Source organism: Geobacillus sp. YHL (genome assembly GCF_022341265.1).
Classification (GTDB): Bacteria; Bacillota; Bacilli; order Bacillales; family Anoxybacillaceae; genus Geobacillus; species Geobacillus thermoleovorans.
In genome coordinates, this window is sequence record NZ_JAEIGB010000021.1 from 1 (window position 1) to 22,018 (window position 22,018).

Genomic DNA, 22,018 nt, shown 5'->3' on the forward strand with positions numbered 1-22,018 from the left:
TTCGCTTGGTGGCCCCGACGAGCGTCGCGAACAAAAGTTCGCAACCCTCGTCGGGGATCATTTCGGAATGTCACCCACAAATATTTTACTCACACCTATACCTAACCGAAATTCATCTCCCACTTTCACTTCGTTTCGAAGTGAGGGACTTCTTTCGGAAAGATGTTAAAAAGCCGGGGAAAACCATCAGCCATCCGCCAATGAGTGGTCCAAACATTCATCCTCATAGTATACGCGCCATAAATACAGCCCTTCGGCCGGCGCGGTTGGACCAGCGAGGCGCCGATCTTTCGCCGCAAGCAACATCGAAATGTCGGCGGGAGAACGCTTCCCTTGGCCGATCTCCAACACCGTGCCAACGATAATGCGCACCATGTTGTACAAAAAGCCGCTGCCGACAAACCGAAACTCGAGCATCGGGCCGTCGGCCTTCACTTCAGCCCGATACATGGTGCGCACCCGGTCTTCGATCGACGTTTTGGCGGAACAAAAGCTTGTAAAATCGTGCGTTCCATGAAGCAAACCAAGCGCCTCGTTCATCGCGCTGATATGAAGCGAATATGGATGCCATGCGCAATAATGGCGGCGAAACACGTCGCGCTCGGCAGCCGTCCATACTTTATAGCGGTATTCTTTCGCTTTCGCCGAAAAACGGGCGTGGAAGTCTGCATCGGCCTCCTGTACAAAGCGAACGACGATATCATCCGGCAGCTGGGCGTTCAACGCCTTTTTCCACTGCTCCGAGGAAAGGGAAAGCGGCGTATCAAAGTGGATCACTTGGCCATAGGCATGAACGCCGGCATCCGTCCTTCCGGAAGCCGCCACACGCACTTTTGTCCCTTTATGCATCCGCCGAAGCACTTCCTCAAACTCGCCTTGCACCGTCCGCTTTCCCGGCTGGATTTGGTAGCCGGAAAAGTGGGTGCCATCATAGGCAATGATGCATTTGATCCGTGTTGTCATGGCCTTCCTCCGCTATGAGCGTAATAGACAAAGCAATGCAAAAAGCAACGCCACGGCCGCTAAAAACACGGTGTCCACCGGCTTCCAAGCGAGCTGGCGGAATTTCGTCCGCCCTTCCCCGCCGCGGTAGCCGCGCGCCTCCATGGCTGTCGCCAGCTCATCGGCTCGTTTGAACGAGCTGATAAACAGGGGCACAAGCAGTGAGACAATGGCTTTCATCCGTTCGGAAAAACGGCCGCCAGAAAAATCAACACCACGAGCCGCCTGTGCTTTCATAATTTTTTCCGTCTCTTCCATCAATGTTGGAATGAATCGAAGCGAAATGGCCATCATCAAGGCGAGCTCATGGACAGGAACGCGCATCTTTTTGAGCGGCCCAAGCAAACTTTCGACGCCGTCGGTCACTTCAATCGGCGTCGTCGTCAACGTCAACATCGTCGTCATCAATACAAGGAGCAAAAACCTTAGGGAAATAAAGACCCCTTGCTTGATGCCGCCTTCATATACAGAGAGCGCACCGATTTGGTAGATGACGTCTCCTTCTTTCGTCATGAATAGATGCAACAGCAATGTAAACAAAACGACCCATAAAATCGGTTTCAAGCCGCGGGCAATGAACGAAAACGGGATGCGAGACAGCGCTGCAAAGGCAAACGCAAACAGCGACAGCAGTGCATACGTCGCCGCATTGTTCGCCAAAAAGACGATCAGGACGTAAGCAAACACGATCAATAGTTTGGCGCGTGGATCTAAGCGATGAATGACGGAATGACCAGGCACATATTGCCCGATAATCAAATGATTAGTCATGGACGCTCACCTTTGGCGAACAATTGCTGGATGGCTTCCGCTGTCTGTTCCAACGTCAAGCATGGCGACGGAATGACAACGCCGAACCGCTTTTCGAGCTGCTGTTTCAATTTGACCGTTTCCGGCACACTCAAACCGATGGCAGCCAGTTTGTCAGCGTCGCGAAACATCTCTTCCGGCGTTCCGTGGCCCCATACCGTTCCTTCATGCATGACGATGATTTCATCAGCGTACCGAGCTGCATCTTCCATGCTGTGGGTGACGAGAACGGTTGTCAACTGCTTCTCACGATGGAGGCGATAAAACATCTCCATCATCTCTTTGCGCCCGCGCGGATCAAGGCCCGCGGTCGGTTCATCGAGCACGAGCACTTCTGGTTCAAGCGCGAGCACGCCGGCGATGGCGACGCGCCGCATTTGCCCTCCGCTCAAATCAAACGGCGATTTCGCCAATACGTCTTCACTCAATCCGACGAGCTTAATGAGCTCCCGCGCCTTCCGCTTCGCCTCGTCTTCCGGCACGCCAAAATTGAGCGGGCCAAAACAAATATCTTTCTCCACCGTTTCTTCAAACAACTGGTGCTCCGGGAACTGGAAGACGACCCCGACCTTTTTGCGCAGCGGTTTCAGCTGCTTTGGCCGCTTATGGCTCGTGATCGTCTCTTCGCCGATCTTCACCGCGCCGCTTGTCGGCTGCAGCAACCCGTTTAAATGCTGAAGGAGGGTCGATTTTCCTGAGCCCGTATGCCCAACCACGGCAACGTACGCCCCGCTTCGGATGGCGACATTGACATCATAGAGCGCCCGACGGGCAAGCGGTGAACGGGCGTTGTACACATGCTCTACTTTTTCGAATACAATGTCCATAGCTCCTCGACCAACTCCTCTGTCGTAAAATACCCAATCCGAAGCGGAATGCCTTGTTCCCGCAAGCGACTGCCCATTTTCACGGCAAACGGCAAATCAAGACCGATGCGCTCGAGCTTGCTTCCGAGCCGAAAGATTTGCTCCGGCGTCCCTTCTGCCATCACTTCGCCTTTGTTCATCACAATGAGACGGTCCGCCTTCGCTGCCTCTTCCAAATCATGGGTAATTGACAAGACGGTAATGCGCTGCTGGCGGTTCAGGCGGCGCACCGTCTCAAGCACTTCTTCCCTTCCACGCGGGTCAAGCATCGATGTCGCTTCGTCCAAAATGATCATATCGGGGCGGAGCGCCAAAATGCCAGCGATGGCGACGCGCTGTTTTTGCCCCCCAGACAACCGGTGCGGCTCATAATGGAGAAACGGCTCCATATGGACTTGGCGAATGGCCTCGCGAATGCGCTCGACCATTTCCAAGCGCGGAATGCCGTTGTTTTCAAGGGCAAAAGCGATGTCGTCTTCCACGGTCGCACCGACAAACTGGTTGTCCGGGTTCTGGAACACAAGGCCGACGCGGCGGCGCACCTCCCAAACGGTTGCGTCGTTCAAAAGGCGTCCAAACAAGCGAATGGCGCCCCGCTCCGGCCGAAGCAAGCCGATCAGCATCCGAGCGATGGTCGATTTGCCGGATCCGTTATGGCCGACGATCGCTAACCACTCCCCGCGCTCGGCCGTGAAGCTGACGTTTTGCACCGCATAGTCGGATTGATTTGGATAGCGAAAGGACACTCCCTCGATCGACAAGATTGGTTCGGCCATGATCGTTTCCCCTTGCTTCGCCGCGTTGCAAACGCAGCCTGCTAAATGATGGTAAACAAAAAAAAGGGCATAGATCCAGTTCAAACGAAACTGTCTCGCCCTTGTTGAAATGAAACCGTTACACGAGTTCAATAATGACCATCGGCGCCCCGTCACCGCGGCGAGGACCAAGTTTCATAATGCGCGTATAGCCGCCTTGGCGATCTTGGTAGCGCGGCGCAATGTCGCTGAACAGCTTTTGCAACGCATCCTGGCCGGTTTCGCTGTTGGCGACCTCCTTGCGGATGAATGCCGCTGCTTGGCGGCGGGCATGCAAATCGCCGCGTTTGCCGAGCGTAATCATTTTTTCCATGACCGAGCGCAGTTCTTTCGCCCGCGCTTCCGTCGTTTCAATGCGTTCGTTGATGATTAAGTCTGTTGCCAAGTCGCGAAGCAGTGCTTTTCGTTGCGAAGTCGTGCGTCCTAATTTTCTGTACGACATCAAATGTCCCTCCCTTTTAAAGTGATGTGTTCCTCATGGTGGCCATCATCAAAGCAATATGGTGAAAGTGTGTTTCCGGCTTGCCGGCGGAGGCCGGCACTTAGTCGTCTTTGCGCAGGCTGAGGCCAAGCTCAGCCAGTTTCGCTTTTACTTCCTCAAGCGACTTGCGGCCGAGGTTGCGCACTTTCATCATATCTTCTTCCGTTTTTTGCGTCAGTTCTTGAACAGTGTTGATGCCGGCCCGCTTCAAGCAATTGTAGGAACGAACCGAAAGATCGAGTTCCTCGATCGTCATTTCGAGCACTTTTTCTTTTTGATCGTCCTCTTTCTCGACCATGATCTCCGCATTTTGCGCCTCATCCGTCAAGCCGACAAAAATGTTCAAGTGCTCCGTTAAAATTTTCGCTCCAAGGGAAATGGCCTCTTTCGGCCCAATGCTTCCATCCGTCCACACATCAATGGTCAGCTTGTCATAGTCCGTCACTTGGCCGACCCTTGTATTCTCGACTTGATAGGAAACTCGGGAGACCGGCGTATAAATGGAATCGATCGGAATGACGCCGATGGGCTGGTCTTCGCGCTTATTCGCCTCAGCAGGAACATATCCGCGCCCCCGCTTGGCAGTCATGCGCATGCGCAGGCGGCCGCCTTCCGCCAGCGTCGCGATATGAAGGTCCGGGTTTAAAATTTCTACATCGCTGTCGTGAGTGATATCGGCAGCCGTGACAACTCCTTCACCCTGCACATCAATCTCCAACGTTTTCTCTTCGTCTGAATAAATTTTCAACGCTAGTTTTTTGATATTCAAAATGATGGCTGTCACATCTTCAACGACGCCGTCAATCGTTGAAAACTCATGCAAGACGCCGTCGATTTGCACCGATGTTACAGCTGCACCAGGGAGTGAAGACAATAGGATACGACGCAAGGAGTTCCCTAAGGTTGTACCATATCCACGCTCAAGCGGTTCGACGACGAATTTGCCATATTTGGCATCTTCGCTCAGTTCGACCGTTTCAATTTTCGGCTTTTCAATTTCAATCATCGATTATTATACCCTCCTTCAAAACGTCGAGACCCCGATCAAACGGTACACGCCTAACAACATTCCCCCATGAATCTCTCTTTACGCTTGCCTGCCATGGTCTTTATCATATCCCATTATTGACAATGGTGCAAATTCTATACAGGGGCGTTACACACGGCGACGTTTTGGCGGACGGCATCCATTGTGCGGGATTGGAGTGACGTCTTTGATCGCCGTAATTTCCAACCCGGCTGCTTGCAATGCACGGATCGCTGCCTCGCGGCCAGCCCCCGGACCTTTGACGTTCACTTCGACCGTTTTCATGCCATGCTCCATCGACGCTTTCGCTGCTGCTTCAGCCGCCATTTGCGCCGCAAACGGCGTTGATTTGCGCGAACCTTTGAACCCCAGCGAACCAGCGCTCGCCCAAGCAATGGCGTTGCCATGAACATCCGTAATCGTCACGATCGTGTTGTTGAACGTTGAACGGATATGGGCGATGCCTGTATCAATATTTTTTCTTACCCGGCGTTTACGAGTGTTTGTTCTGCGTGCCATTCGTCAAATGACCTCCTTTGCGTGATTATTTTTTCTTGTTCGCTACCGTGCGGCGCGGACCTTTGCGCGTGCGGGCATTGTTTTTCGTGTTTTGGCCGCGAACCGGCAATCCGCGGCGATGGCGAAGACCACGATAGCAGCCGATCTCCATCAACCGTTTAATATTTAACGATACTTCACGCCGCAAATCGCCTTCCACTTTTAAGCGGCCGACGATTTCACGAATGCGGCCAAGCTCTTCTTCCGTTAAGTCGCGAACGCGTGTGTCTTCCGATACGCCGGCTTCTTTTAAGATTTTTTGTGCTGTCGGTTTGCCGATCCCATAAATGTATGTTAACGAAATGACTACCCGTTTATCACGCGGAATATCGACACCTGCAATGCGTGCCATATGATACACCTCCTTGAAAATTACCCTTGGCGTTGTTTATGCTTCGGATTTTCACAAATGATCATAACTTTGCCGCGTCTGCGAATAACTTTGCACTTTTCGCAAATCGGTTTGACAGATGGTCTTACTTTCATGTTGTTTACCTCCCTAATTGAACGGAGTGCATTCCTTTATTTATATCGATACGTGATCCGTCCACGCGTCAAATCATACGGCGACAGCTCCACCGTCACCCGGTCGCCAGGCAAAATGCGAATGAAATGCATGCGGATCTTGCCGGATACATGAGCCAACACCGTGTGCCCATTTTCTAATTCTACACGAAACATCGCATTTGGCAATGTTTCGATGACGGTGCCTTCCACTTCAATTACATCATCTTTCGCCATCGAGCGGCTCTCCCTCCTTCGAATGAGTAACATTGTGTTACGCAAAACCGAACGTGATATCCATGATGATCGAGAAGACGTTTACCCCTTCCCACTTATGAAGTGGGAGACTCATTTCCACAATGTGTTAAAATTTCGCAGCCATCTTCTGTAATGACAATCGTATGTTCGAAATGGGCGCACCGTTTTCCATCGGCCGTGACGACGGTCCAATCGTCGGCCAACGTTTTCACGTAACGGCTGCCGGCATTGACCATCGGTTCGATGCACAGCGCCATCCCTGGCCGCAAAATCGGGCCTTTGTTCGGCGGCCCATAATGTGGGATTTGTGGGTCTTCATGTAAGTGTTGACCAATTCCATGCCCGACATACTCGCGAACAACGGAAAAGTGATGCGCTTCGACATACGTTTGAATCGCATGGGAGATGTTCGTTAAACGAGCGCCCGGTTTTGCCTCGGCGAGCCCGACGTACAGCGATTGCTCTGTCACGTCAAGCAACCGTTTCGTCTCGGCGTCGATCTCCCCGACCGGATACGTCCAGGCCGAGTCGGCGTGATAGCCTTCATACTGCGCGCCGACATCGATCGTAATAATATCGCCTTCCCGCAATGCGCGGCTGCTGGGAATCCCGTGCACAAGCTCTTCATTCACCGAGGCGCAAATGCTCCCTGGAAACCCTTGATACCCTTTAAACGACGGAATGGCGCCATGGGAACGAATCACTTCCTCCGCGATGGCGTCCAGTTCCTTTGTTGTGATCCCGGGACGAATGTGCTTTTGCAATTCTTTCAATGTAAGGGAAACGATTTTTCCCGCCTCGCGCATCAAAGCAATTTCCTGCGCGGTTTTGCAACGAATCATCGAGCAAGTCCCCCGAGCACTTCACAAATATCAGCAAACACCTTTTCCATTTCCTGTTCGCCGTTAATGTGGCGCAAATAGCCTTTTTGCTCGTAAAAATCGAGGAGCGGCTTCATTTGTTTCATATTCACCTCAAGCCGATTGGCCACCGTTGCTTCATTATCATCGGGGCGCTGGTACAGATCGCCACCGCATTTATCGCATACGCCCGGTTTCGCCGGCGGATGAAAAACGAGATGGTACGTTGCTCCGCAGTTGCGGCAAATACGTCTGCCGGTCAGGCGCTCCATTAAGACCTCTTGGCGAACGTCGATATGGATGACATAGTCAAGCTTGCGCCCGATTTCCGAAAGCAACCTCTCAAGCGCTTCTGCTTGGGCGACCGTGCGCGGGAATCCATCGAGCAAAAAACCATTTTGGCAATCCTCTTTGCTCAGCCGTTCGCGGACGATGCCGATCGTCACCTCATCCGGCACAAGATCACCGCGGTCCATATACTGCTTTGCCTGCAACCCTAACGGCGTCCCTTCTTTGATCGCCGCTCGAAACATATCTCCCGTTGAAATATGCGGAATTCCGTAAGCCTCGACAATTTTCCCGGCCTGCGTGCCTTTGCCGGCACCCGGCAGCCCCATCAGCACTAAATTCATCCTAACTCCCCCTATCGGCAAGGGACGTCCGTTCTTGCCTTCTTTATTTGATGAATCCACGGTAATGGCGTTTCACCAGCTGGCTCTCAAGCTGCTTCATCGTCTCAAGCGCCACGCCGACGACAATAAGCAAGCTCGTACCGCCGATTCGTGCGGAAGACGGCAAGTTGGCAAAGTTCACAAAGAACACCGGCAGCACAGCGACAACCGCCAAAAAGATTGATCCGACCAGCGTCAGCCGGTATAAAATTCTCGTCACGTACTCTTGTGTGTTTTTCCCAGGGCGAATACCTGGGATGTAGCCGCCTTGTTTTTTCAAGTTGTCCGCCATCTGCTCCGGATTGACTTGAACAAACGCATAAAAGTACGTAAACGCGATGATGAGCACGACGTAAATGATCATCCCAACCGGGTGCGTATAATCAAACGTTCGGCGAATCCACAATGTTACATCATTCGTGCCAAAAAACGATGCAATGGTCGGTGGTGCAATCAAAAACGATACAGCGAAAATGACCGGAATGACTCCCGCTGGGTTCACTTTGAGCGGCAAATGAGTCGAGTGGCCGCCCACCGGGCTTCGGCCCTCAAGCCGCTTTGCGTATTGAATCGGAATTTTCCGGAACGCCTGCTGGATGTAAATGACACCAACGATGACGGCAACGACCGCCAACGCCACAAGCAGGAGCCGGACGATGCGCAAAAACACATCTTCCCCGACATTTTCAAACTGTTGGGCGTAAATTTGGTTCAAGACCGTCGGAATGCCTGAGACAATCCCGGCGAAAATAATGATCGAAATGCCATTGCCCACGCCTTTCGCGGTGATCTGTTCGCCGAGCCACATTAAAAATGCGGTGCCGGCGGTCAAGACAACCGCGATCAACAAATACGTGCCGATGCCCGGATTTCGAATGAGCATCCCGCCAGCCAAGTTGTTAAAGCCGTACGACATGCCGATGGCTTGGATAAACCCGAGCACGACCGTGAAATAGCGGGTAAACTGAGCTAATTTACGCCGGCCTACCTCGCCTTGCTTCGACCACTCCGTAAATTTGGGAACAACGTCCATTTGCAGCAGCTGGACGATAATCGATGCCGTGATATAGGGCATAACTCCCATGGCAAAAATCGAAAAGTTTTGCAGCGCCCCGCCGCCAAAAATGTTCAGGACGCCGAACGCATTTAATTCATCTTGCAGTTTTAACACATCCGCGTTCACGCCTGGAACAGGGATGAACGTTCCAATGCGGAACACGATCAACATAAGAAGAGTGAAAATAATTTTGTTTCGAATATCACTGACGCGCATAAAGTTGGAGATTGTCCGAAACATTAAATCACCTCAGTTTTACCGCCAGCCGCTTCAATGGCCTCTTTCGCCGATGCTGAGAACTTATGCGCTTTAACCGTCAGTTTTTTCTCGATTTGGCCTTTGCCTAAAATTTTCACACCCGATTTCAACTTGCTGATGACGCCCGTTTCAAGGAGCAATTCCGGCGTTACTTCCGTTCCGTCTTCAAAACGGTTCAGTTTTTCCAAGTTCACGACTGCATATTCTTTCCGGTTGATGTTCGTGAAGCCGCGCTTCGGCAAACGGCGGAACAGCGGAGTTTGACCGCCTTCAAACCCAAGACGAACTCCTCCACCCGAGCGGGCATTTTGACCTTTTTGACCGCGGCCGGACGTTTTGCCGTTGCCCGAACCGATCCCGCGGCCGACACGAACCGCTTTCTTCCGGGAACCCGGCGCTGGTTGCAATTCATGAAGTTTCATGGCAAAGCACCTCCTTATGATTCATTATTCTTCAATTTCTTTGACATTGACAAGGTGGGCCACTTTGTTGATCATCCCGCGGATTGCAGGATTGTCATTGTGGACGACCGTTTGGTGCATTTTTCGCAGGCCGAGCGTTCTGACGGTAACGCGTTGGTCTTCCGGACGGCCAATCACGCTGCGCGTGAGGGTAATCGCCAGTTTTTTTGCCATGATCGTTCCCTCCTTATCCTAACAGTTCCTCGACTGTTTTGCCGCGCAATCTCGCTACGTCTTCGGCGCGTTTTAATTGTTTCAGCCCATCAAACGTTGCGCGCACCATGTTGATTGGCGTGTTTGAACCGATCGATTTCGACAAGATGTCGCTGATGCCCGCCAGCTCTAATACAGCACGCGCCGGACCCCCAGCGATGACCCCGGTACCTTCGGAAGCGGGTTTCAAAATGATTTCCCCGGCACCGAAATGGCCGATGACTTCATGCGGAATCGTTGTGCCGACGATCGGCACTTCAATTAAGTTTTTCTTCGCATCTTCAATCGCTTTGCGGATCGCTTCTGGAACCTCTTGTGCTTTTCCGGTGCCAAATCCGACATGGCCGTTTTTATCGCCGACGACGACGAGAGCTGAAAAGCGCAGGCGACGTCCGCCTTTTACGACTTTTGCTACACGGTTGACCGCGACTACACGCTCTTCCAATTCAAGTTTGTTTGGATCGATACGACGCATCGTTGTCCCTCCTTTGTAATTAGAATTCCAAGCCGGCTTCGCGGGCGGCGTCTGCCAATGCTTTTACCCGTCCGTGATATAAATACCCGCCACGGTCGAACACGACTTTTTTAATGCCTTTTTCCAATGCACGTTTGGCGACAAGTTCGCCGACTTTTTTCGCTGCCTCAATGTTGTTCGTCGAATCTAAGCCAAACTCTTTGTCCAACGTCGAGGCGCTGACGATCGTTGACGATTTTGTATCATCGATAATTTGCGCGTAAATATGTTTATTTGAACGGAACACGCTCAACCGCGGACGTTCAGCCGTGCCGAAGATTTTTTTGCGGATGCGCGCGTGTCTTTTCTTCCGAACCGCGTTTCGGTCCACTTTCGTGATCATCGAATGTCACTCCTTTCGCTTCGCTATGCCGCGTTATTTACCAGTTTTGCCTTCTTTCAGGCGCACAAGCTCACCTTCGTAGCGGATGCCTTTGCCTTTATACGGCTCTGGCGGACGAACCGCGCGAATGTTGGCGGCCAGTTCGCCGACGCGCTGTTTGTCTGCCCCTTTGACGATGATTTTCGTTTGGGATGGCACTTCAATTTCAAGCCCTTCTTCCGGCTCAATTTCTACCGGATGAGAATAACCGACGCTCAATACAAGCTTTTTCCCTTGTTTCGACGCCCGGTACCCGACACCAACGAGTTCGAGCGCTTTTTCATAACCTTTCGAAACGCCTTCGACCATGTTGGCAAGCAAGCTGCGCGTCGTGCCATGGAGCGCGCGATGATGTTTTTCATCGCTTGGACGCGTAACCGTGATGACATTGCCCTCAACCGTGATCGTCATATCTGGATGGAACGTGCGGGTCAGCTCCCCTTTCGGCCCTTTGACCGTAACCGTGTTGCCGTTGACCGTAACGGTGACACCGGCAGGAATTTCAATTGGTTTTTTGCCGACACGTGACATGTCAAAAACACCTCCATTCTTGAGCAGATAGATTACCAAACGTAGGCGATTACTTCGCCGCCCGTGCCTTTTTGCCGTGCTTCTTTGTCTGTTAAGATGCCCTGCGATGTCGAAAGAATCGCGATCCCTAAGCCGTTCAGGACGCGCGGCACTTCATGGGCTTTGACGTAAACGCGCAACCCCGGTTTGCTGATGCGTTTCAGCCCGGTAATGACACGTTCGTTGTTCGGACCGTATTTCAAGAAGATGCGGAGAATGCCTTGTTTGTTGTCTTCGATATATTCATAATCACGAATAAACCCTTCGCGCTTTAAAATTTCCGCGATTTCCCGCTTGATTTTCGAAGCCGGGACTTCGAGCTTTTCGTGACGCACCATATTCGCATTGCGGATGCGAGTCAGCATATCAGCAATTGGATCTGTCATCACCATTATGTTTTACCTCCTTCCCAATCAATGGGTTGATTACCAGCTGGCTTTTTTGATGCCTGGAAGTTGACCTTTGTATGCGAGCTCACGGAAACAAATACGGCACAATTTGAATTTTCGATAGACCGAGTGCGGGCGGCCGCAGCGCTCGCAACGGGTGTACGCTCTCACTTTAAACTTCGGCGTCCGTTTTTGTTTCGCGATCATCGATTTTTTAGCCACGATTTCGCCTCCCTTGCGTTATGGGATCATTATTTTTGGAATGGCATGCCGAGCAACGCCAGCAGTTCACGAGCTTCTTCATCCGTGTTGGCCGTTGTGACGATCACGATGTCCATGCCGCGCACTTTGTTCACTTTATCGTAGTCAATCTCAGGGAAAATGAGCTGTTCTTTAATGCCGAGCGTATAGTTGCCGCGGCCGTCAAACGACTTTTTCGATACGCCGCGGAAGTCGCGCACGCGCGGAAGCGAGACCGAAATCAACTTATCGAGAAACTCATACATCCGTTCGCCGCGCAGCGTCACTTTCGCACCGATCGGCATCCCTTGGCGAAGACGGAAACCGGCGATCGATTTTTTCGCACGCGTTACCACCGGACGCTGACCGGCGATCAGCGTCAGCTCTTCAACGGCGCTGTCTAATGCTTTCGGGTTTTGCACCGCATCGCCGACACCCATGTTGATGACGATTTTTTCGATTTTTGGCACTTGCATGATCGATTTATAGTTGAACTTGCTCATGAGAGCAGGTACGACTTCGTTTAAATACTTCTCTTTCAGGCGGTTCATAAAAGTACCTCCCTTCCTGCGTCACGGTTATTTATCCAAAATCTCGCCGGATTTTTTCGCATAGCGCACTTTTTTGCCATCGACAATTTTATAGCCGATGCGCGTCGGTTCACCCGTTTTCGGGTCGAGCGGCATGACTTTCGAAACGTGGATCGGCGCTTCCTTCTCAATGATGCCGCCTTGCGGGTTCGCTTGCGACGGTTTCGCATGCTTTTTCACAATATTGACGCCCTCGACGATGACGCGGTTTTTCTTCGGAAACGCCGCTAGAATGACGCCTTGCTTGCCTTTGTCTTTGCCGGAGATTACTTGCACTTTATCGCCTTTTTTTACATGCATCGCATTCGCACCTCCTTGAAACGCTGTTCCGTTCCATTAAATAACTTCCGGAGCTAAAGAAATGATTTTCATGAAGTCTTTATCGCGCAATTCACGGGCAACCGGTCCGAAAATCCGCGTGCCGCGCGGGCTTTTGTCATCACGGATGATGACGCAGGCGTTTTCGTCAAAGCGGATGTACGAGCCGTCCGGACGGCGCACCCCGCGTTTCGTACGAACAACAACTGCTTTCACGACTTGACCTTTTTTAACAACGCCACCTGGTGTCGCATCTTTGACCGTCGCCACAACGACGTCGCCGATGTTCGCATAGCGGCGACCCGAGCCTCCGAGCACTTTAATGACAAGCACTTCGCGTGCACCAGAGTTATCAGCTACTTTCAAGCGAGATTCTTGTTGAATCATCGACGAAACCTCCTTTCGGAATTATCTCTCCGAACTAAGTGAAGAACGATTACAGAACAACCGCTTTTTCAATGACTTCCACTAAGCGGAAGCGTTTTGTGGCCGACAGCGGGCGAGTTTCCATAATTTTCACGATATCGCCGACTTTAGCGATGTTATGTTCATCATGCGCCTTATATTTTTTCGAATATTTCACGCGTTTGCCGTACAGCGGATGTTTTTTGTACGTTTCGACCAACACGGTGATCGTTTTGTCCATTTTGTCCGATACAACCCGCCCGACGTACACTTTGCGTTGATTGCGTTGGCTCATTCCACAAACCTCCTCTCAAACACATTATTTATTGGCAGCGAGCTCACGTTCGCGAATAATCGTTTTCATGCGGGCGATGTCTTTGCGCACTTGGCGGATGCGCGCCGTGTTTTCCAATTGACCTGTGGCCAGTTGGAAGCGAAGGTTGAACAATTCTTCCTTCAACGCTTTAATTTTTTGTTCGATCTCGGCAGTGGTCAACTCACGGATTTCTTTCGCTTTCATTACGCTTCACCACCAGTTTCTTCACGTTTTACAAATTTGCATTTGATCGGAAGTTTGTGAGAAGCGAGACGCAATGCTTCACGTGCCACTTCCTCAGAAACACCGCCCACTTCAAACATCACTTTGCCTGGTTTGACAACGGCGACCCAGCCTTCCGGCGCCCCTTTACCAGAACCCATCCGCACTTCAAGCGGTTTTGCCGTATACGGTTTGGATGGGAAAATGCGGATCCATACCTTCCCGCCCCGTCTCATGTAACGGGTCATCGCCCGACGGGCTGCTTCGATTTGCCGGTTCGTAATCCAAGCTGATTCTAATGCTTGCAACCCAAATTCACCGAAATGAACTTCCGTGCCGCCTTTCGCCCGGCCTTTCATCCGTCCGCGATGTTCACGGCGATATTTGACGCGTTTTGGCATTAACATGATTATTTTCCTCCTTCCTCAGCTTTTTTCTTGGTCGGAAGGACTTCTCCACGATAAATCCATACTTTCACGCCGATTTTTCCGTACGTCGTATCGGCTTCTGCTGTTCCATAGTCAATGTCAGCGCGCAGCGTATGGAGTGGAACCGTCCCTTCGCTGTAATGCTCCGAACGAGCGATGTCAGCCCCGCCCAAACGGCCGGATACCATCGTTTTGATCCCTTTCGCCCCAGCGCGCATCGCACGTTGGATCGCTTGTTTTTGCGCCCGGCGGAACGATACGCGGTTTTCAAGCTGACGAGCGATATTTTCAGCAACAAGACGTGCATCCAAGTCCGGTTTTTTGATTTCTACAATGTTGATATGGACGCGTTTACCGGTCAATTGCGCGAGCGCTTTGCGGAGCGCTTCCACTTCCGAACCGCCTTTCCCGATGACCATGCCCGGTTTGGCGGTATGGATCGTTACGTTGACGCGGTTGGCTGCCCGTTCAATCTCCACGCGGGAGACGGCCGCGTCTTGCAGGCGTTTGCTAATGTATTCACGGATTTTCAAGTCTTCGTGCAACAGATCTGCATAGTCTTTTTCCGCATACCATCTCGATTCCCAGTCACGAATGATGCCGATGCGCAGACCGATCGGGTTGACCTTTTGACCCACGGATTATCCCTCCTTCTTTTCTGAAACGACGATCGTAATATGGCTTGTGCGTTTGTTAATGGCGCTTGCCCGTCCCATGGCGCGCGGACGGAACCGTTTCAGCGTCGGGCCTTCGTCGACATACGCTTGAGTAATGACCAAGTTGTTGACGTCCATGTCATAGTTGTGTTCAGCGTTGGCGACTGCTGATTTCAACACTTTCTCAATGATCGGGGAAGCTGCTTTTGGTGTATGGCGCAAAATAGCGAACGCTTCGCCCACTTCTTTCCCGCGAATCAAGTCAATGACTAAGCGCGCTTTACGAGGAGCGATGCGAACGGTTCTTGCAACAGCTTTGGCTTGCATATCTAGAACCTCCTCTCATTACCGTTTCGTTTTCTTGTCATCGCCAGCATGGCCGCGGAACGTGCGCGTCGGCGCAAATTCGCCGAGTTTGTGCCCGACCATGTCTTCCGTGATGTAGACCGGAACATGTTTGCGGCCATCGTACACCGCGATCGTATGCCCAACAAACTGCGGGAAGATCGTCGAACGGCGAGACCACGTTTTGATCACTTGTTTTTGCCCTGTTGCATTCAGTTTTTCGATTTTTTTCATCAAATGCTCATCGCAAAACGGACCTTTTTTCAAGCTGCGACCCATAAGTGAACCTCCCTTCTGAATTGCGCTCGTTCATTATTTCTTGCGGCGACGGATGATGAATTTATCCGATTTGTTTTTCTTTTTGCGTGTTTTGTATCCAAGCGTCGGTTTGCCCCATGGCGTCATCGGCGATTTGCGTCCGATTGGCGCTTTCCCTTCACCACCGCCGTGCGGATGGTCAACCGGGTTCATAACCGAACCGCGAACTGTCGGGCGAATCCCCAACCAGCGGGCGCGTCCTGCTTTCCCGATGTTGACAAGTTCGTGTTGCTCGTTGCCGACTTCACCAACCGTTGCACGGCATTTGCCTAAAATCATGCGCACTTCGCCGGAAGCCAAACGAACGATGACGTATTTTCCTTCTTTCCCGAGCACTTGCGCCGACGTACCAGCTGCACGCACCAATTGTCCGCCGCGGCCCGGTTTCAGCTCAATATTGTGGACGAGCGTACCGACTGGGATGTTCTCAAGCGGAAGCGCATTGCCGATTTTAATGTCCGCATCCGGACCGGACATGATTTCCATGCCGACTTTCAAGTTTTTCGGCGCGATAATGTAGCGTTTTTCACCGTCTGCATAGTTGATGAGCGCGATATTGGCAGAACGGTTCGGATCGTATTCAATCGTAGCAACGCGTCCTGGAATTCCGTCTTTGTCGCGTTTAAAGTCGATAATCCGATATTGGCGTTTATGGCCGCCGCCTTGATGGCGCACCGTAATTTTCCCTTGATTGTTGCGGCCCGCCTTTTTCTTTAACGGAGCAAGCAGCGATTTTTCCGGCTGATCTGTCGTAATTTCCGAGAAATCAAGCACCGTCATGCCGCGACGGCCGTTCGATGTCGGTTTGTACTTCTTGATCGCCATCGGAATGTCCCTCCTTCATCGTTTATGTTACACTTCAAACAGTTCGATCTCTTTGCTGTCCGGCGTCAGCGTGACGATCGCTTTGCGGCGGCGGTTCGTATAGCCGCTGTAGCGGCCGACGCGTTTAAATTTCCCTTTATAGTTCATGATGTTCACTTTGGCTACTTTAACGCCAAAAATTTTCTCGACCGCGTCTTTCACTTCCGTCTTGTTCGCTTTGACGTCGACCTCAAACGTATATTTTTTTTGCCCGATCAAATTCATTGTATTTTCCGTGATGATGGGGCGCTTAATAATGTCGCGGGGGTCTTTCATTATGCAAGCACCTCCTCTACTTTCTCCACGGCCGCCTTCGTAATGACGAGTTTGTCATGGTTGAGCACATCGAGCACATTGATGCCGTTGGCTGCCACCACTTTGACGCCTGGAATGTTGCGCGCCGACAGATATACATTCTCATTCAGCTCGTCGGTCACAATGAGTGCTTTCCGATCCACTGAGAGATTGTTTAAAATTTTGACCATTTCCTTCGTCTTCGGTGCTTCAAGCGACAATTGATCCAATACAACGATGTCGTTTTCGAGCACTTTCGAAGACAATGCCGATTTGATCGCTAAACGGCGAACTTTTTTCGGAAGTTTGTAGCTGTAGCTGCGCGGAACTGGACCAAAGACCGTACCGCCGCCGCGCCATTGCGGAGCGCGAATCGAACCTTGACGGGCGCGTCCTGTCCCTTTTTGGCGCCATGGCTTGCGGCCGCCGCCGCTCACTTCAGCGCGGTTTTTCGTTTTATGCGTTCCTTGACGCATCGAGGCGCGTTGCATAATCACTGCTTCAAACAACACATGCTTATTCGGTTCAATCCCAAAAACGGCGTCGTTCAACTCGATTTCGCCGACCGTCTGACCGTTTTGGTTGTATAATGCTACTTTTGGCATTACGTAGTTCCTCCTTTCTTGGCCGGATGTTATTTCGCCTTCTTCGCCGCTTTCACGGCGCTTTTGACGATGACTAAGCCTTTTCTCGGACCCGGCACATTGCCTTTAATGAGCAGCAAGTTGCGCTCCGGATCCACTTTCACGATTTTCAAGTTTTGGATCGTCACGCGCTCACCGCCCATGCGGCCCGGCAAGTTTTTCGTTTTGAAAACGCGGTTTGGCGCGATGGACCCCATCGAACCCGGACGGCGATGATAACGGGAACCGTGAGCCATTGGTCCACGTGATTGACCGTGGCGTTTGATCGCCCCTTGGAAACCTTTCCCTTTCGAAATGCCCGTGACATCGACAATTTCGCCTTCGCTGAAAATGTCAACTTTCACTTCTTGGCCAACTTCATATTCATCGATGTTGGCGCCGCGGATTTCACGAATGAAGCGCTTAGGTGCCGTGTTAGCTTTGGCAGCATGGCCAATTTGCGGTTTATTGGCGCGTTTTTCGCTAATATCTTCAAAACCTAATTGGATCGCTTCGTAACCGTCGTTTTCGATCGTTTTCTTTTGCAGGACGACATTCGGCGTCGCATGGATGACGGTTACCGGAATCAAATCGCCATTTTCCGCAAATATTTGCGTCATACCGATCTTTCTTCCTAAGATTCCTTTCGTCATGTGTCACACCTCCCAGTCGATCAAAGTTTAATTTCAATATCAACGCCCGACGGCAAATCGAGACGCATTAACGAATCAACCGTTTGCGGAGTCGGGTTGATGATGTCGATCAAACGTTTATGCGTCCGCATTTCGAATTGTTCACGGGAGTCTTTGTACTTATGAACGGCGCGCAAGATCGTATACACCGTTCTTTCCGTCGGCAGCGGGATCGGCCCCGACACTTTTGCCCCGGAACGTTTTGCGGTTTCCACAATTTTCTCCGCCGATTGGTCTAAAATTCGATGATCGTAAGCTTTTAAACGAATGCGAATTTTTTCTTTTGCCATTTGGTTTCCCTCCTTCTTCGCCTATTTTGAAAATAGACTTCTCCACGGAAATTTCCTGCACACCGCCGTGGCAAAGCGGCCGGGTGTGTCAGCAACCTTCCGCTTCATCGCAGTCAAAGACCAACATTTGATATTATACTGGTATGTAAGCAAGATTGCAAGTGATTTCTTTGCTTTTCCCACACTTCTTCTATTATACATAGCCGCCATCCCGTTTTCAACACAGCCGCCAATCTGACGGTCAAGATGGCATCAAAAAAAGGATGTCCATTGCTGGACACCCTTTTTTGCCGTGATTACTCGATGATTTCCGATACAGAGCCAGCGCCGACCGTACGGCCGCCTTCGCGGATTGAGAATTTCGTACCTTCTTCGATCGCGATCGGGGCGATCAGTTCCACCGTCATTTCAACGTTGTCGCCAGGCATAACCATTTCGACGCCTTCCGGAAGCGTGATAATGCCCGTTACGTCCGTCGTACGGAAGTAGAATTGCGGACGGTAGTTCGAGAAGAACGGAGTATGGCGTCCGCCTTCTTCTTTCGTCAGGACGTATACTTGCGCTTTGAATTTCGTGTGCGGCGTGATCGAACCAGGTTTCGCCAATACTTGGCCGCGCTCGACTTCATCACGAGATACGCCGCGGAGAAGCGCACCGATGTTGTCGCCAGCTTCCGCTTGATCGAGAAGTTTGCGGAACATTTCTACACCCGTAACGGTCGTCGTTTTCGGCTCATCCGACAAACCGATGATTTCAACCGGGTCGCCAACTTTCAACGTACCGCGTTCAACACGGCCTGTTGCAACCGTACCGCGGCCCGTGATCGAGAAGACGTCCTCGATTGGCATCATGAACGGTTTGTCCACTTCACGTTGCGGCGTCGGGATGTATTCGTCAACCGCATTCATCAGTTCAATGATTTTTTCTTCCCATTGCGGGTCGCCTTCAAGCGCTTTTAATGCCGAACCTTTGATGACCGGCACTTCATCGCCTGGGAAGTCGTATTCAGAGAGAAGATCGCGAACTTCCATTTCAACAAGTTCAAGCAATTCTTCGTCGTCCACCATGTCGCATTTGTTCAAGAATACAACGATGTACGGAACACCGACTTGGCGGGAGAGAAGAATGTGTTCGCGCGTTTGCGGCATCGGACCGTCAGCCGCCGAGACAACAAGGATCGCGCCGTCCATTTGCGCCGCGCCCGTGATCATGTTTTTGACGTAGTCAGCGTGGCCCGGGCAGTCAACGTGCGCATAGTGGCGAGCATCTGTTTCATACTCGACGTGCGCCGTCGAAATCGTAATCCCGCGTTCACGCTCTTCCGGAGCAGCGTCGATTTGGTCGTACGCTTTTGCTTCGGCTTTGCCTTGTTTCGCCAAAACCGTCGTGATCGCAGCTGTCAACGTCGTTTTCCCGTGGTCAACGTGGCCGATCGTGCCAATGTTGACGTGCGGTTTCGTGCGCTCAAATTTCGCTTTAGCCATGAGAGATATCCTCCTTAAAAGTAAGATATGAATTTATATGGTTGGGTAAGTATAGGATGCTTGGGAACAAAACGTTCCCAAGTCTTACTTACATAAGTATTTATAGCGAAACTAGCAAGAGAAATCAATTATTCGCCTTTATTTTTTTTGATAATTTCATCGGCGATGTTTTTCGGAACTTCTTCATAGTGGTCAAACACCATCGAGAACGTTCCGCGTCCTTGCGTGTTCGAACGGAGCGATGTCGCATAACCGAACATTTCAGCCAACGGCACCATCGCCCGGACGACTTGGGCGTTGCCGCGCGCTTCCATCCCCTCGATGCGGCCGCGACGGGACGTGATGTCGCCCATGATGTCACCGAGGTACTCTTCAGGGATGACGACTTCGACTTTCATGATCGGTTCCAAAAGAACCGGATCGCACTTCGTCGCGGCGTTTTTCAATGCCAAGGAAGCAGCGATTTTGAATGCCATTTCGCTCGAGTCGACATCGTGGTACGATCCGTCAAACAGTTTCGCTTTAATGTCGACAACCGGATAGCCGGCTAAGACGCCGTTTTGCATCGCTTCTTCCAATCCAGCTTGGACGGCCGGCACATACTCTTTCGGAACAACCCCACCGACGATGGCGTTCTCGAATTCGAAGCCTTTGCCGCGCTCGTTCGGCGAGAATTCGATCCAAACATGGCCGTATTGACCGCGGCCGCCGGATTGACGGATGAATTTGCCTTCGACTTGCGCCGATTTGCGGAACGTTTCGCGGTAGGCAACTTGCGGCGCCCCGACGTTCGCTTCGACTTTGAACTCGCGGCGCATCCGGTCGACGATGATGTCAAGATGCAACTCGCCCATTCCGGAGATGATCGTTTGTCCCGTTTCCGGGTCGGTGTGAGCGCGGAAAGTCGGGTCTTCTTCTTGCAATTTTTGCAGCGCTTGGCTCATTTTGTCTTGATCGGCTTTCGACTTCGGCTCGATTGCCACCGAAATGACCGGTTCTGGGAATTGCATCGACTCTAAAATGACAGGATGCTTCTCATCACATAGAGTATCACCGGTCGTCGTATCTTTTAAACCTACCGCTGCGGCAATATCACCGGCATAGACTTTCGAAATTTCTTGACGGTGGTTCGCGTGCATTTGCAACAAGCGGCCGATCCGTTCGCGCTTCCCTTTCGTCGTGTTCATCACATATGAACCGGAATCAAGCGTTCCAGAGTAGACGCGAATAAACGTCAATTTCCCGACATACGGGTCAGTCATGATTTTAAATGCCAAAGCGGCAAACGGAGCGTCATCGCTTGCTTCACGTGTCACTTCTTCTTCGGTATCCGGAACGACGCCGCGAATCGCCGGGATGTCAACCGGAGACGGCAAGTAGTCGACAACGCCGTCAAGAAGCAGCTGAACACCTTTGTTTTTGAATGCCGAACCGCAGAAGACCGGGAAGAATTCAACGCTGATCGTCGCTTTGCGGATCGCGGCCTTCAGCTCTTCCGTCGTGATTTCTTCCCCTTCCAAATATTTCATCATTAATTCTTCGTCCAGCTCAGCGACCGCCTCAATCAGCTTGTTATGGTACTCTTCTGCCATATCGCGGTATTCTTCCGGAATGTCAATGCGCTCAATGTTTTTGCCAAGCTCATCATGGTAATGGTACGCGCACATTTCAACCAAGTCGATAATGCCGGAGAATTGATCTTCAGCGCCGATCGGCAGTTGCACCGGATGGGCATTTGCTTGCAGGCGGTCATGGAGCGTTTTCACCGAATACAAGAAATCGGCGCCGATTTTATCCATTTTGTTGACGAACACGATCCGTGGGACGCCATATGTCGTCGCTTGGCGCCAAACGGTTTCCGTTTGCGGTTCAACACCCGATTGCGCGTCTAAGACTGTGATGGCCCCGTCCAATACGCGCAACGAACGCTCAACCTCGACCGTAAAGTCGACGTGCCCCGGCGTGTCGATGATGTTGATGCGATGGCCTTTCCATTGCGCCGTTGTCGCCGCCGACGTGATCGTAATTCCGCGCTCTTGTTCTTGTTCCATCCAGTCCATCGTTGCCGCACCTTCATGCACTTCCCCGATTTTATGAACGCGGCCGGTATAGAACAAGATCCGTTCAGTCGTCGTCGTTTTCCCGGCGTCAATGTGCGCCATAATCCCTATGTTGCGAGTCTTTTCCAAGGAGAACTCTCTTGCCATAGTGGTTATTTTCTCCTTCCTTCAAATATG

The 22,018-nt window shown here is 51.6% G+C and carries 36 protein-coding genes; all 36 read right to left on the reverse strand.

The genetic code is table 11. The features are described from left to right. Positions 1-186: 186 nt before the first annotated feature. The gene (gene truA / locus JCR24_RS14435; RefSeq protein WP_014194607.1) at positions 187-963 is read right to left on the reverse strand and encodes a tRNA pseudouridine(38-40) synthase TruA; all 777 of its coding nucleotides are present in this window, start codon (positions 961-963) and stop codon (positions 187-189) included. Between the two features lie 12 nt (positions 964-975). Beyond that, positions 976-1,773 carry an energy-coupling factor transporter transmembrane component T family protein gene (locus JCR24_RS14440; RefSeq protein ID WP_060788515.1) on the reverse strand — a complete coding sequence of 266 codons (798 nt, stop codon included), beginning with the start codon at positions 1,771-1,773 and terminating at the stop codon, positions 976-978. Next, the gene (locus JCR24_RS14445) at positions 1,770-2,639 is read right to left on the reverse strand and encodes an energy-coupling factor ABC transporter ATP-binding protein (RefSeq protein WP_238980854.1); all 870 of its coding nucleotides are present in this window, start codon (positions 2,637-2,639) and stop codon (positions 1,770-1,772) included. The genes JCR24_RS14440 and JCR24_RS14445 overlap by 4 nt, the downstream gene beginning before the upstream one ends. Beyond that, entirely contained in the window at positions 2,615-3,454 is an 840-nt protein-coding gene (locus tag JCR24_RS14450) for an energy-coupling factor ABC transporter ATP-binding protein (RefSeq protein ID WP_238980855.1), read from the reverse strand. Before JCR24_RS14450 ends, JCR24_RS14445 begins: the two co-directional genes overlap by 25 nt. 118 nt (positions 3,455-3,572) lie before the next feature. Further along, positions 3,573-3,935, reverse strand: coding sequence for a 50S ribosomal protein L17 (rplQ, locus tag JCR24_RS14455; protein ID WP_011229646.1), 363 nt, complete (start codon positions 3,933-3,935; stop codon positions 3,573-3,575). Positions 3,936-4,035: 100 nt separating this feature from the next. Next, positions 4,036-4,980 (reverse strand): DNA-directed RNA polymerase subunit alpha, encoded by a 945-nt coding sequence (locus tag JCR24_RS14460; RefSeq protein WP_011229645.1) that lies wholly within the window; start codon positions 4,978-4,980, stop codon positions 4,036-4,038. 150 nt (positions 4,981-5,130) lie between these two features. After that, positions 5,131-5,520: a 30S ribosomal protein S11 gene (gene rpsK / locus JCR24_RS14465; protein WP_011229644.1), complete on the reverse strand. Its 390-nt coding sequence runs from the start codon at positions 5,518-5,520 to the stop codon at positions 5,131-5,133. Between the two features lie 25 nt (positions 5,521-5,545). Then, positions 5,546-5,911 (reverse strand): 30S ribosomal protein S13, encoded by a 366-nt coding sequence (gene rpsM / locus JCR24_RS14470; protein ID WP_008881920.1) that lies wholly within the window; start codon positions 5,909-5,911, stop codon positions 5,546-5,548. A 20-nt stretch (positions 5,912-5,931) separates the two neighbouring features. Next, positions 5,932-6,045: a 50S ribosomal protein L36 gene (gene rpmJ, locus JCR24_RS14475; RefSeq protein WP_011229643.1), complete on the reverse strand. Its 114-nt coding sequence runs from the start codon at positions 6,043-6,045 to the stop codon at positions 5,932-5,934. Positions 6,046-6,081: 36 nt separating this feature from the next. Further along, a complete protein-coding gene (infA, locus tag JCR24_RS14480; protein ID WP_011229642.1) occupies positions 6,082-6,300 on the reverse strand; it encodes a translation initiation factor IF-1 in 219 nt (72 codons plus the stop codon). Positions 6,301-6,395: 95 nt separating this feature from the next. Next, a complete protein-coding gene (map, locus tag JCR24_RS14485; protein WP_011229641.1) occupies positions 6,396-7,163 on the reverse strand; it encodes a type I methionyl aminopeptidase in 768 nt (255 codons plus the stop codon). Beyond that, positions 7,160-7,813 carry an adenylate kinase gene (locus JCR24_RS14490; protein WP_014194603.1) on the reverse strand — a complete coding sequence of 218 codons (654 nt, stop codon included), beginning with the start codon at positions 7,811-7,813 and terminating at the stop codon, positions 7,160-7,162. Before JCR24_RS14490 ends, map begins: the two co-directional genes overlap by 4 nt. Before the next feature lie 43 nt (positions 7,814-7,856). Continuing rightward, on the reverse strand, positions 7,857-9,149 hold the full coding sequence (gene secY, locus JCR24_RS14495) for a preprotein translocase subunit SecY (RefSeq protein ID WP_011229639.1): 1,293 nt from the start codon (positions 9,147-9,149) through the stop codon (positions 7,857-7,859). Further along, positions 9,149-9,589: a 50S ribosomal protein L15 gene (rplO, locus tag JCR24_RS14500; RefSeq protein ID WP_011229638.1), complete on the reverse strand. Its 441-nt coding sequence runs from the start codon at positions 9,587-9,589 to the stop codon at positions 9,149-9,151. Before rplO ends, secY begins: the two co-directional genes overlap by 1 nt. A gap of 24 nt (positions 9,590-9,613) precedes the next feature. Beyond that, positions 9,614-9,802 (reverse strand): 50S ribosomal protein L30, encoded by a 189-nt coding sequence (rpmD, locus tag JCR24_RS14505; protein WP_025039211.1) that lies wholly within the window; start codon positions 9,800-9,802, stop codon positions 9,614-9,616. A 13-nt stretch (positions 9,803-9,815) separates the two neighbouring features. Continuing rightward, positions 9,816-10,316: a 30S ribosomal protein S5 gene (gene rpsE / locus JCR24_RS14510; protein WP_011229636.1), complete on the reverse strand. Its 501-nt coding sequence runs from the start codon at positions 10,314-10,316 to the stop codon at positions 9,816-9,818. Positions 10,317-10,335: 19 nt separating this feature from the next. Further along, entirely contained in the window at positions 10,336-10,698 is a 363-nt protein-coding gene (rplR, locus tag JCR24_RS14515) for a 50S ribosomal protein L18 (RefSeq protein ID WP_011229635.1), read from the reverse strand. 33 nt (positions 10,699-10,731) lie between these two features. Continuing rightward, a complete protein-coding gene (gene rplF, locus JCR24_RS14520; RefSeq protein ID WP_011229634.1) occupies positions 10,732-11,268 on the reverse strand; it encodes a 50S ribosomal protein L6 in 537 nt (178 codons plus the stop codon). Positions 11,269-11,300: 32 nt separating this feature from the next. Continuing rightward, positions 11,301-11,699 carry a 30S ribosomal protein S8 gene (gene rpsH, locus JCR24_RS14525; protein ID WP_012820490.1) on the reverse strand — a complete coding sequence of 133 codons (399 nt, stop codon included), beginning with the start codon at positions 11,697-11,699 and terminating at the stop codon, positions 11,301-11,303. Positions 11,700-11,732: 33 nt separating this feature from the next. Next, on the reverse strand, positions 11,733-11,918 hold the full coding sequence (locus JCR24_RS14530) for a type Z 30S ribosomal protein S14 (RefSeq protein ID WP_003247599.1): 186 nt from the start codon (positions 11,916-11,918) through the stop codon (positions 11,733-11,735). Positions 11,919-11,947: 29 nt separating this feature from the next. Continuing rightward, entirely contained in the window at positions 11,948-12,487 is a 540-nt protein-coding gene (gene rplE, locus JCR24_RS14535; RefSeq protein ID WP_011229632.1) for a 50S ribosomal protein L5, read from the reverse strand. Positions 12,488-12,514: 27 nt separating this feature from the next. Continuing rightward, complete coding sequence (rplX, locus tag JCR24_RS14540; RefSeq protein ID WP_011229631.1) at positions 12,515-12,826, reverse strand: 50S ribosomal protein L24; 312 nt, start codon at positions 12,824-12,826, stop codon at positions 12,515-12,517. 36 nt (positions 12,827-12,862) lie between these two features. After that, positions 12,863-13,231, reverse strand: coding sequence for a 50S ribosomal protein L14 (rplN, locus tag JCR24_RS14545; protein ID WP_011229630.1), 369 nt, complete (start codon positions 13,229-13,231; stop codon positions 12,863-12,865). Between the two features lie 49 nt (positions 13,232-13,280). Then, a complete protein-coding gene (rpsQ, locus tag JCR24_RS14550) occupies positions 13,281-13,544 on the reverse strand; it encodes a 30S ribosomal protein S17 (RefSeq protein WP_011229629.1) in 264 nt (87 codons plus the stop codon). Between the two features lie 24 nt (positions 13,545-13,568). Then, a complete protein-coding gene (rpmC, locus tag JCR24_RS14555; RefSeq protein WP_011229628.1) occupies positions 13,569-13,769 on the reverse strand; it encodes a 50S ribosomal protein L29 in 201 nt (66 codons plus the stop codon). After that, positions 13,769-14,194: a 50S ribosomal protein L16 gene (rplP, locus tag JCR24_RS14560; protein WP_011229627.1), complete on the reverse strand. Its 426-nt coding sequence runs from the start codon at positions 14,192-14,194 to the stop codon at positions 13,769-13,771. The genes rpmC and rplP overlap by 1 nt, the downstream gene beginning before the upstream one ends. 2 nt (positions 14,195-14,196) lie before the next feature. After that, entirely contained in the window at positions 14,197-14,853 is a 657-nt protein-coding gene (gene rpsC, locus JCR24_RS14565) for a 30S ribosomal protein S3 (protein ID WP_011229626.1), read from the reverse strand. A 3-nt stretch (positions 14,854-14,856) separates the two neighbouring features. Next, positions 14,857-15,198: a 50S ribosomal protein L22 gene (rplV, locus tag JCR24_RS14570; RefSeq protein WP_011229625.1), complete on the reverse strand. Its 342-nt coding sequence runs from the start codon at positions 15,196-15,198 to the stop codon at positions 14,857-14,859. 18 nt (positions 15,199-15,216) lie between these two features. Continuing rightward, complete coding sequence (gene rpsS / locus JCR24_RS14575) at positions 15,217-15,495, reverse strand: 30S ribosomal protein S19 (RefSeq protein WP_011229624.1); 279 nt, start codon at positions 15,493-15,495, stop codon at positions 15,217-15,219. Positions 15,496-15,528: 33 nt separating this feature from the next. Further along, complete coding sequence (rplB, locus tag JCR24_RS14580; RefSeq protein ID WP_011229623.1) at positions 15,529-16,359, reverse strand: 50S ribosomal protein L2; 831 nt, start codon at positions 16,357-16,359, stop codon at positions 15,529-15,531. 27 nt (positions 16,360-16,386) lie between these two features. Next, positions 16,387-16,674, reverse strand: a complete 288-nt coding sequence (gene rplW, locus JCR24_RS14585; RefSeq protein WP_011229622.1) for a 50S ribosomal protein L23 — start codon at positions 16,672-16,674, stop codon at positions 16,387-16,389. Continuing rightward, positions 16,674-17,297: a 50S ribosomal protein L4 gene (gene rplD / locus JCR24_RS14590; protein WP_011229621.1), complete on the reverse strand. Its 624-nt coding sequence runs from the start codon at positions 17,295-17,297 to the stop codon at positions 16,674-16,676. The genes rplW and rplD overlap by 1 nt, the downstream gene beginning before the upstream one ends. 29 nt (positions 17,298-17,326) lie before the next feature. Beyond that, positions 17,327-17,968: a 50S ribosomal protein L3 gene (gene rplC, locus JCR24_RS14595; protein ID WP_011229620.1), complete on the reverse strand. Its 642-nt coding sequence runs from the start codon at positions 17,966-17,968 to the stop codon at positions 17,327-17,329. 20 nt (positions 17,969-17,988) lie between these two features. Then, positions 17,989-18,297 (reverse strand): 30S ribosomal protein S10, encoded by a 309-nt coding sequence (gene rpsJ / locus JCR24_RS14600; RefSeq protein WP_008881945.1) that lies wholly within the window; start codon positions 18,295-18,297, stop codon positions 17,989-17,991. Positions 18,298-18,593: 296 nt separating this feature from the next. Continuing rightward, positions 18,594-19,781 (reverse strand): elongation factor Tu, encoded by a 1,188-nt coding sequence (tuf, locus tag JCR24_RS14605; protein ID WP_011229619.1) that lies wholly within the window; start codon positions 19,779-19,781, stop codon positions 18,594-18,596. Between the two features lie 128 nt (positions 19,782-19,909). Next, the gene (fusA, locus tag JCR24_RS14610; protein ID WP_014194600.1) at positions 19,910-21,988 is read right to left on the reverse strand and encodes an elongation factor G; all 2,079 of its coding nucleotides are present in this window, start codon (positions 21,986-21,988) and stop codon (positions 19,910-19,912) included. Positions 21,989-22,018: the final 30 nt, after the last annotated feature.

Excerpts from the sequence above, each read along its gene's own strand:
- rplO (WP_011229638.1), bottom strand. The coding sequence starts at position 9,589 with ATGAAACTTCATGAATTGCAACCAGCGCCGGGTTCCCGGAAGAAAGCG.
- rplN (WP_011229630.1), bottom strand. The coding sequence starts at position 13,231 with ATGATTCAACAAGAATCTCGCTTGAAAGTAGCTGATAACTCTGGTGCA.
- infA (WP_011229642.1), bottom strand. The coding sequence starts at position 6,300 with ATGGCGAAAGATGATGTAATTGAAGTGGAAGGCACCGTCATCGAAACA.
- secY (WP_011229639.1), bottom strand. The coding sequence starts at position 9,149 with ATGTTTCGGACAATCTCCAACTTTATGCGCGTCAGTGATATTCGAAAC.
- rpsS (WP_011229624.1), bottom strand. The coding sequence starts at position 15,495 with ATGGGTCGCAGCTTGAAAAAAGGTCCGTTTTGCGATGAGCATTTGATG.
- JCR24_RS14490 (WP_014194603.1), bottom strand. The coding sequence starts at position 7,813 with ATGAATTTAGTGCTGATGGGGCTGCCGGGTGCCGGCAAAGGCACGCAG.
- tuf (WP_011229619.1), bottom strand. The coding sequence starts at position 19,781 with ATGGCTAAAGCGAAATTTGAGCGCACGAAACCGCACGTCAACATTGGC.
- rplQ (WP_011229646.1), bottom strand. The coding sequence starts at position 3,935 with ATGTCGTACAGAAAATTAGGACGCACGACTTCGCAACGAAAAGCACTG.
- rpmC (WP_011229628.1), bottom strand. The coding sequence starts at position 13,769 with ATGAAAGCGAAAGAAATCCGTGAGTTGACCACTGCCGAGATCGAACAA.
- rpsH (WP_012820490.1), bottom strand. The coding sequence starts at position 11,699 with ATGGTGATGACAGATCCAATTGCTGATATGCTGACTCGCATCCGCAAT.
- rpsM (WP_008881920.1), bottom strand. The coding sequence starts at position 5,911 with ATGGCACGCATTGCAGGTGTCGATATTCCGCGTGATAAACGGGTAGTC.
- JCR24_RS14445 (WP_238980854.1), bottom strand. The coding sequence starts at position 2,639 with ATGGACATTGTATTCGAAAAAGTAGAGCATGTGTACAACGCCCGTTCA.
- rplC (WP_011229620.1), bottom strand. The coding sequence starts at position 17,968 with ATGACGAAAGGAATCTTAGGAAGAAAGATCGGTATGACGCAAATATTT.
- rplD (WP_011229621.1), bottom strand. The coding sequence starts at position 17,297 with ATGCCAAAAGTAGCATTATACAACCAAAACGGTCAGACGGTCGGCGAA.
- truA (WP_014194607.1), bottom strand. The coding sequence starts at position 963 with ATGACAACACGGATCAAATGCATCATTGCCTATGATGGCACCCACTTT.
- rplP (WP_011229627.1), bottom strand. The coding sequence starts at position 14,194 with ATGTTAATGCCAAAACGCGTCAAATATCGCCGTGAACATCGCGGACGG.
- rpmD (WP_025039211.1), bottom strand. The coding sequence starts at position 9,802 with ATGGCAAAAAAACTGGCGATTACCCTCACGCGCAGCGTGATTGGCCGT.
- rplR (WP_011229635.1), bottom strand. The coding sequence starts at position 10,698 with ATGATCACGAAAGTGGACCGAAACGCGGTTCGGAAGAAAAGACACGCG.
- rplX (WP_011229631.1), bottom strand. The coding sequence starts at position 12,826 with ATGCATGTAAAAAAAGGCGATAAAGTGCAAGTAATCTCCGGCAAAGAC.
- map (WP_011229641.1), bottom strand. The coding sequence starts at position 7,163 with ATGATTCGTTGCAAAACCGCGCAGGAAATTGCTTTGATGCGCGAGGCG.
- JCR24_RS14440 (WP_060788515.1), bottom strand. The coding sequence starts at position 1,773 with ATGACTAATCATTTGATTATCGGGCAATATGTGCCTGGTCATTCCGTC.
- rpmJ (WP_011229643.1), bottom strand. The coding sequence starts at position 6,045 with ATGAAAGTAAGACCATCTGTCAAACCGATTTGCGAAAAGTGCAAAGTT.
- rplF (WP_011229634.1), bottom strand. The coding sequence starts at position 11,268 with ATGTCACGTGTCGGCAAAAAACCAATTGAAATTCCTGCCGGTGTCACC.
- rpsK (WP_011229644.1), bottom strand. The coding sequence starts at position 5,520 with ATGGCACGCAGAACAAACACTCGTAAACGCCGGGTAAGAAAAAATATT.
- rplW (WP_011229622.1), bottom strand. The coding sequence starts at position 16,674 with ATGAAAGACCCCCGCGACATTATTAAGCGCCCCATCATCACGGAAAAT.
- JCR24_RS14450 (WP_238980855.1), bottom strand. The coding sequence starts at position 3,454 with ATGGCCGAACCAATCTTGTCGATCGAGGGAGTGTCCTTTCGCTATCCA.
- rpsE (WP_011229636.1), bottom strand. The coding sequence starts at position 10,316 with ATGCGTCGTATCGATCCAAACAAACTTGAATTGGAAGAGCGTGTAGTC.
- fusA (WP_014194600.1), bottom strand. The coding sequence starts at position 21,988 with ATGGCAAGAGAGTTCTCCTTGGAAAAGACTCGCAACATAGGGATTATG.
- rpsJ (WP_008881945.1), bottom strand. The coding sequence starts at position 18,297 with ATGGCAAAAGAAAAAATTCGCATTCGTTTAAAAGCTTACGATCATCGA.
- rplB (WP_011229623.1), bottom strand. The coding sequence starts at position 16,359 with ATGGCGATCAAGAAGTACAAACCGACATCGAACGGCCGTCGCGGCATG.
- rplV (WP_011229625.1), bottom strand. The coding sequence starts at position 15,198 with ATGCAAGCCAAAGCTGTTGCAAGAACCGTTCGCATCGCTCCTCGTAAA.
- rplE (WP_011229632.1), bottom strand. The coding sequence starts at position 12,487 with ATGAACCGCCTGAAAGAGAAGTATTTAAACGAAGTCGTACCTGCTCTC.
- JCR24_RS14460 (WP_011229645.1), bottom strand. The coding sequence starts at position 4,980 with ATGATTGAAATTGAAAAGCCGAAAATTGAAACGGTCGAACTGAGCGAA.
- rpsQ (WP_011229629.1), bottom strand. The coding sequence starts at position 13,544 with ATGAGCCAACGCAATCAACGCAAAGTGTACGTCGGGCGGGTTGTATCG.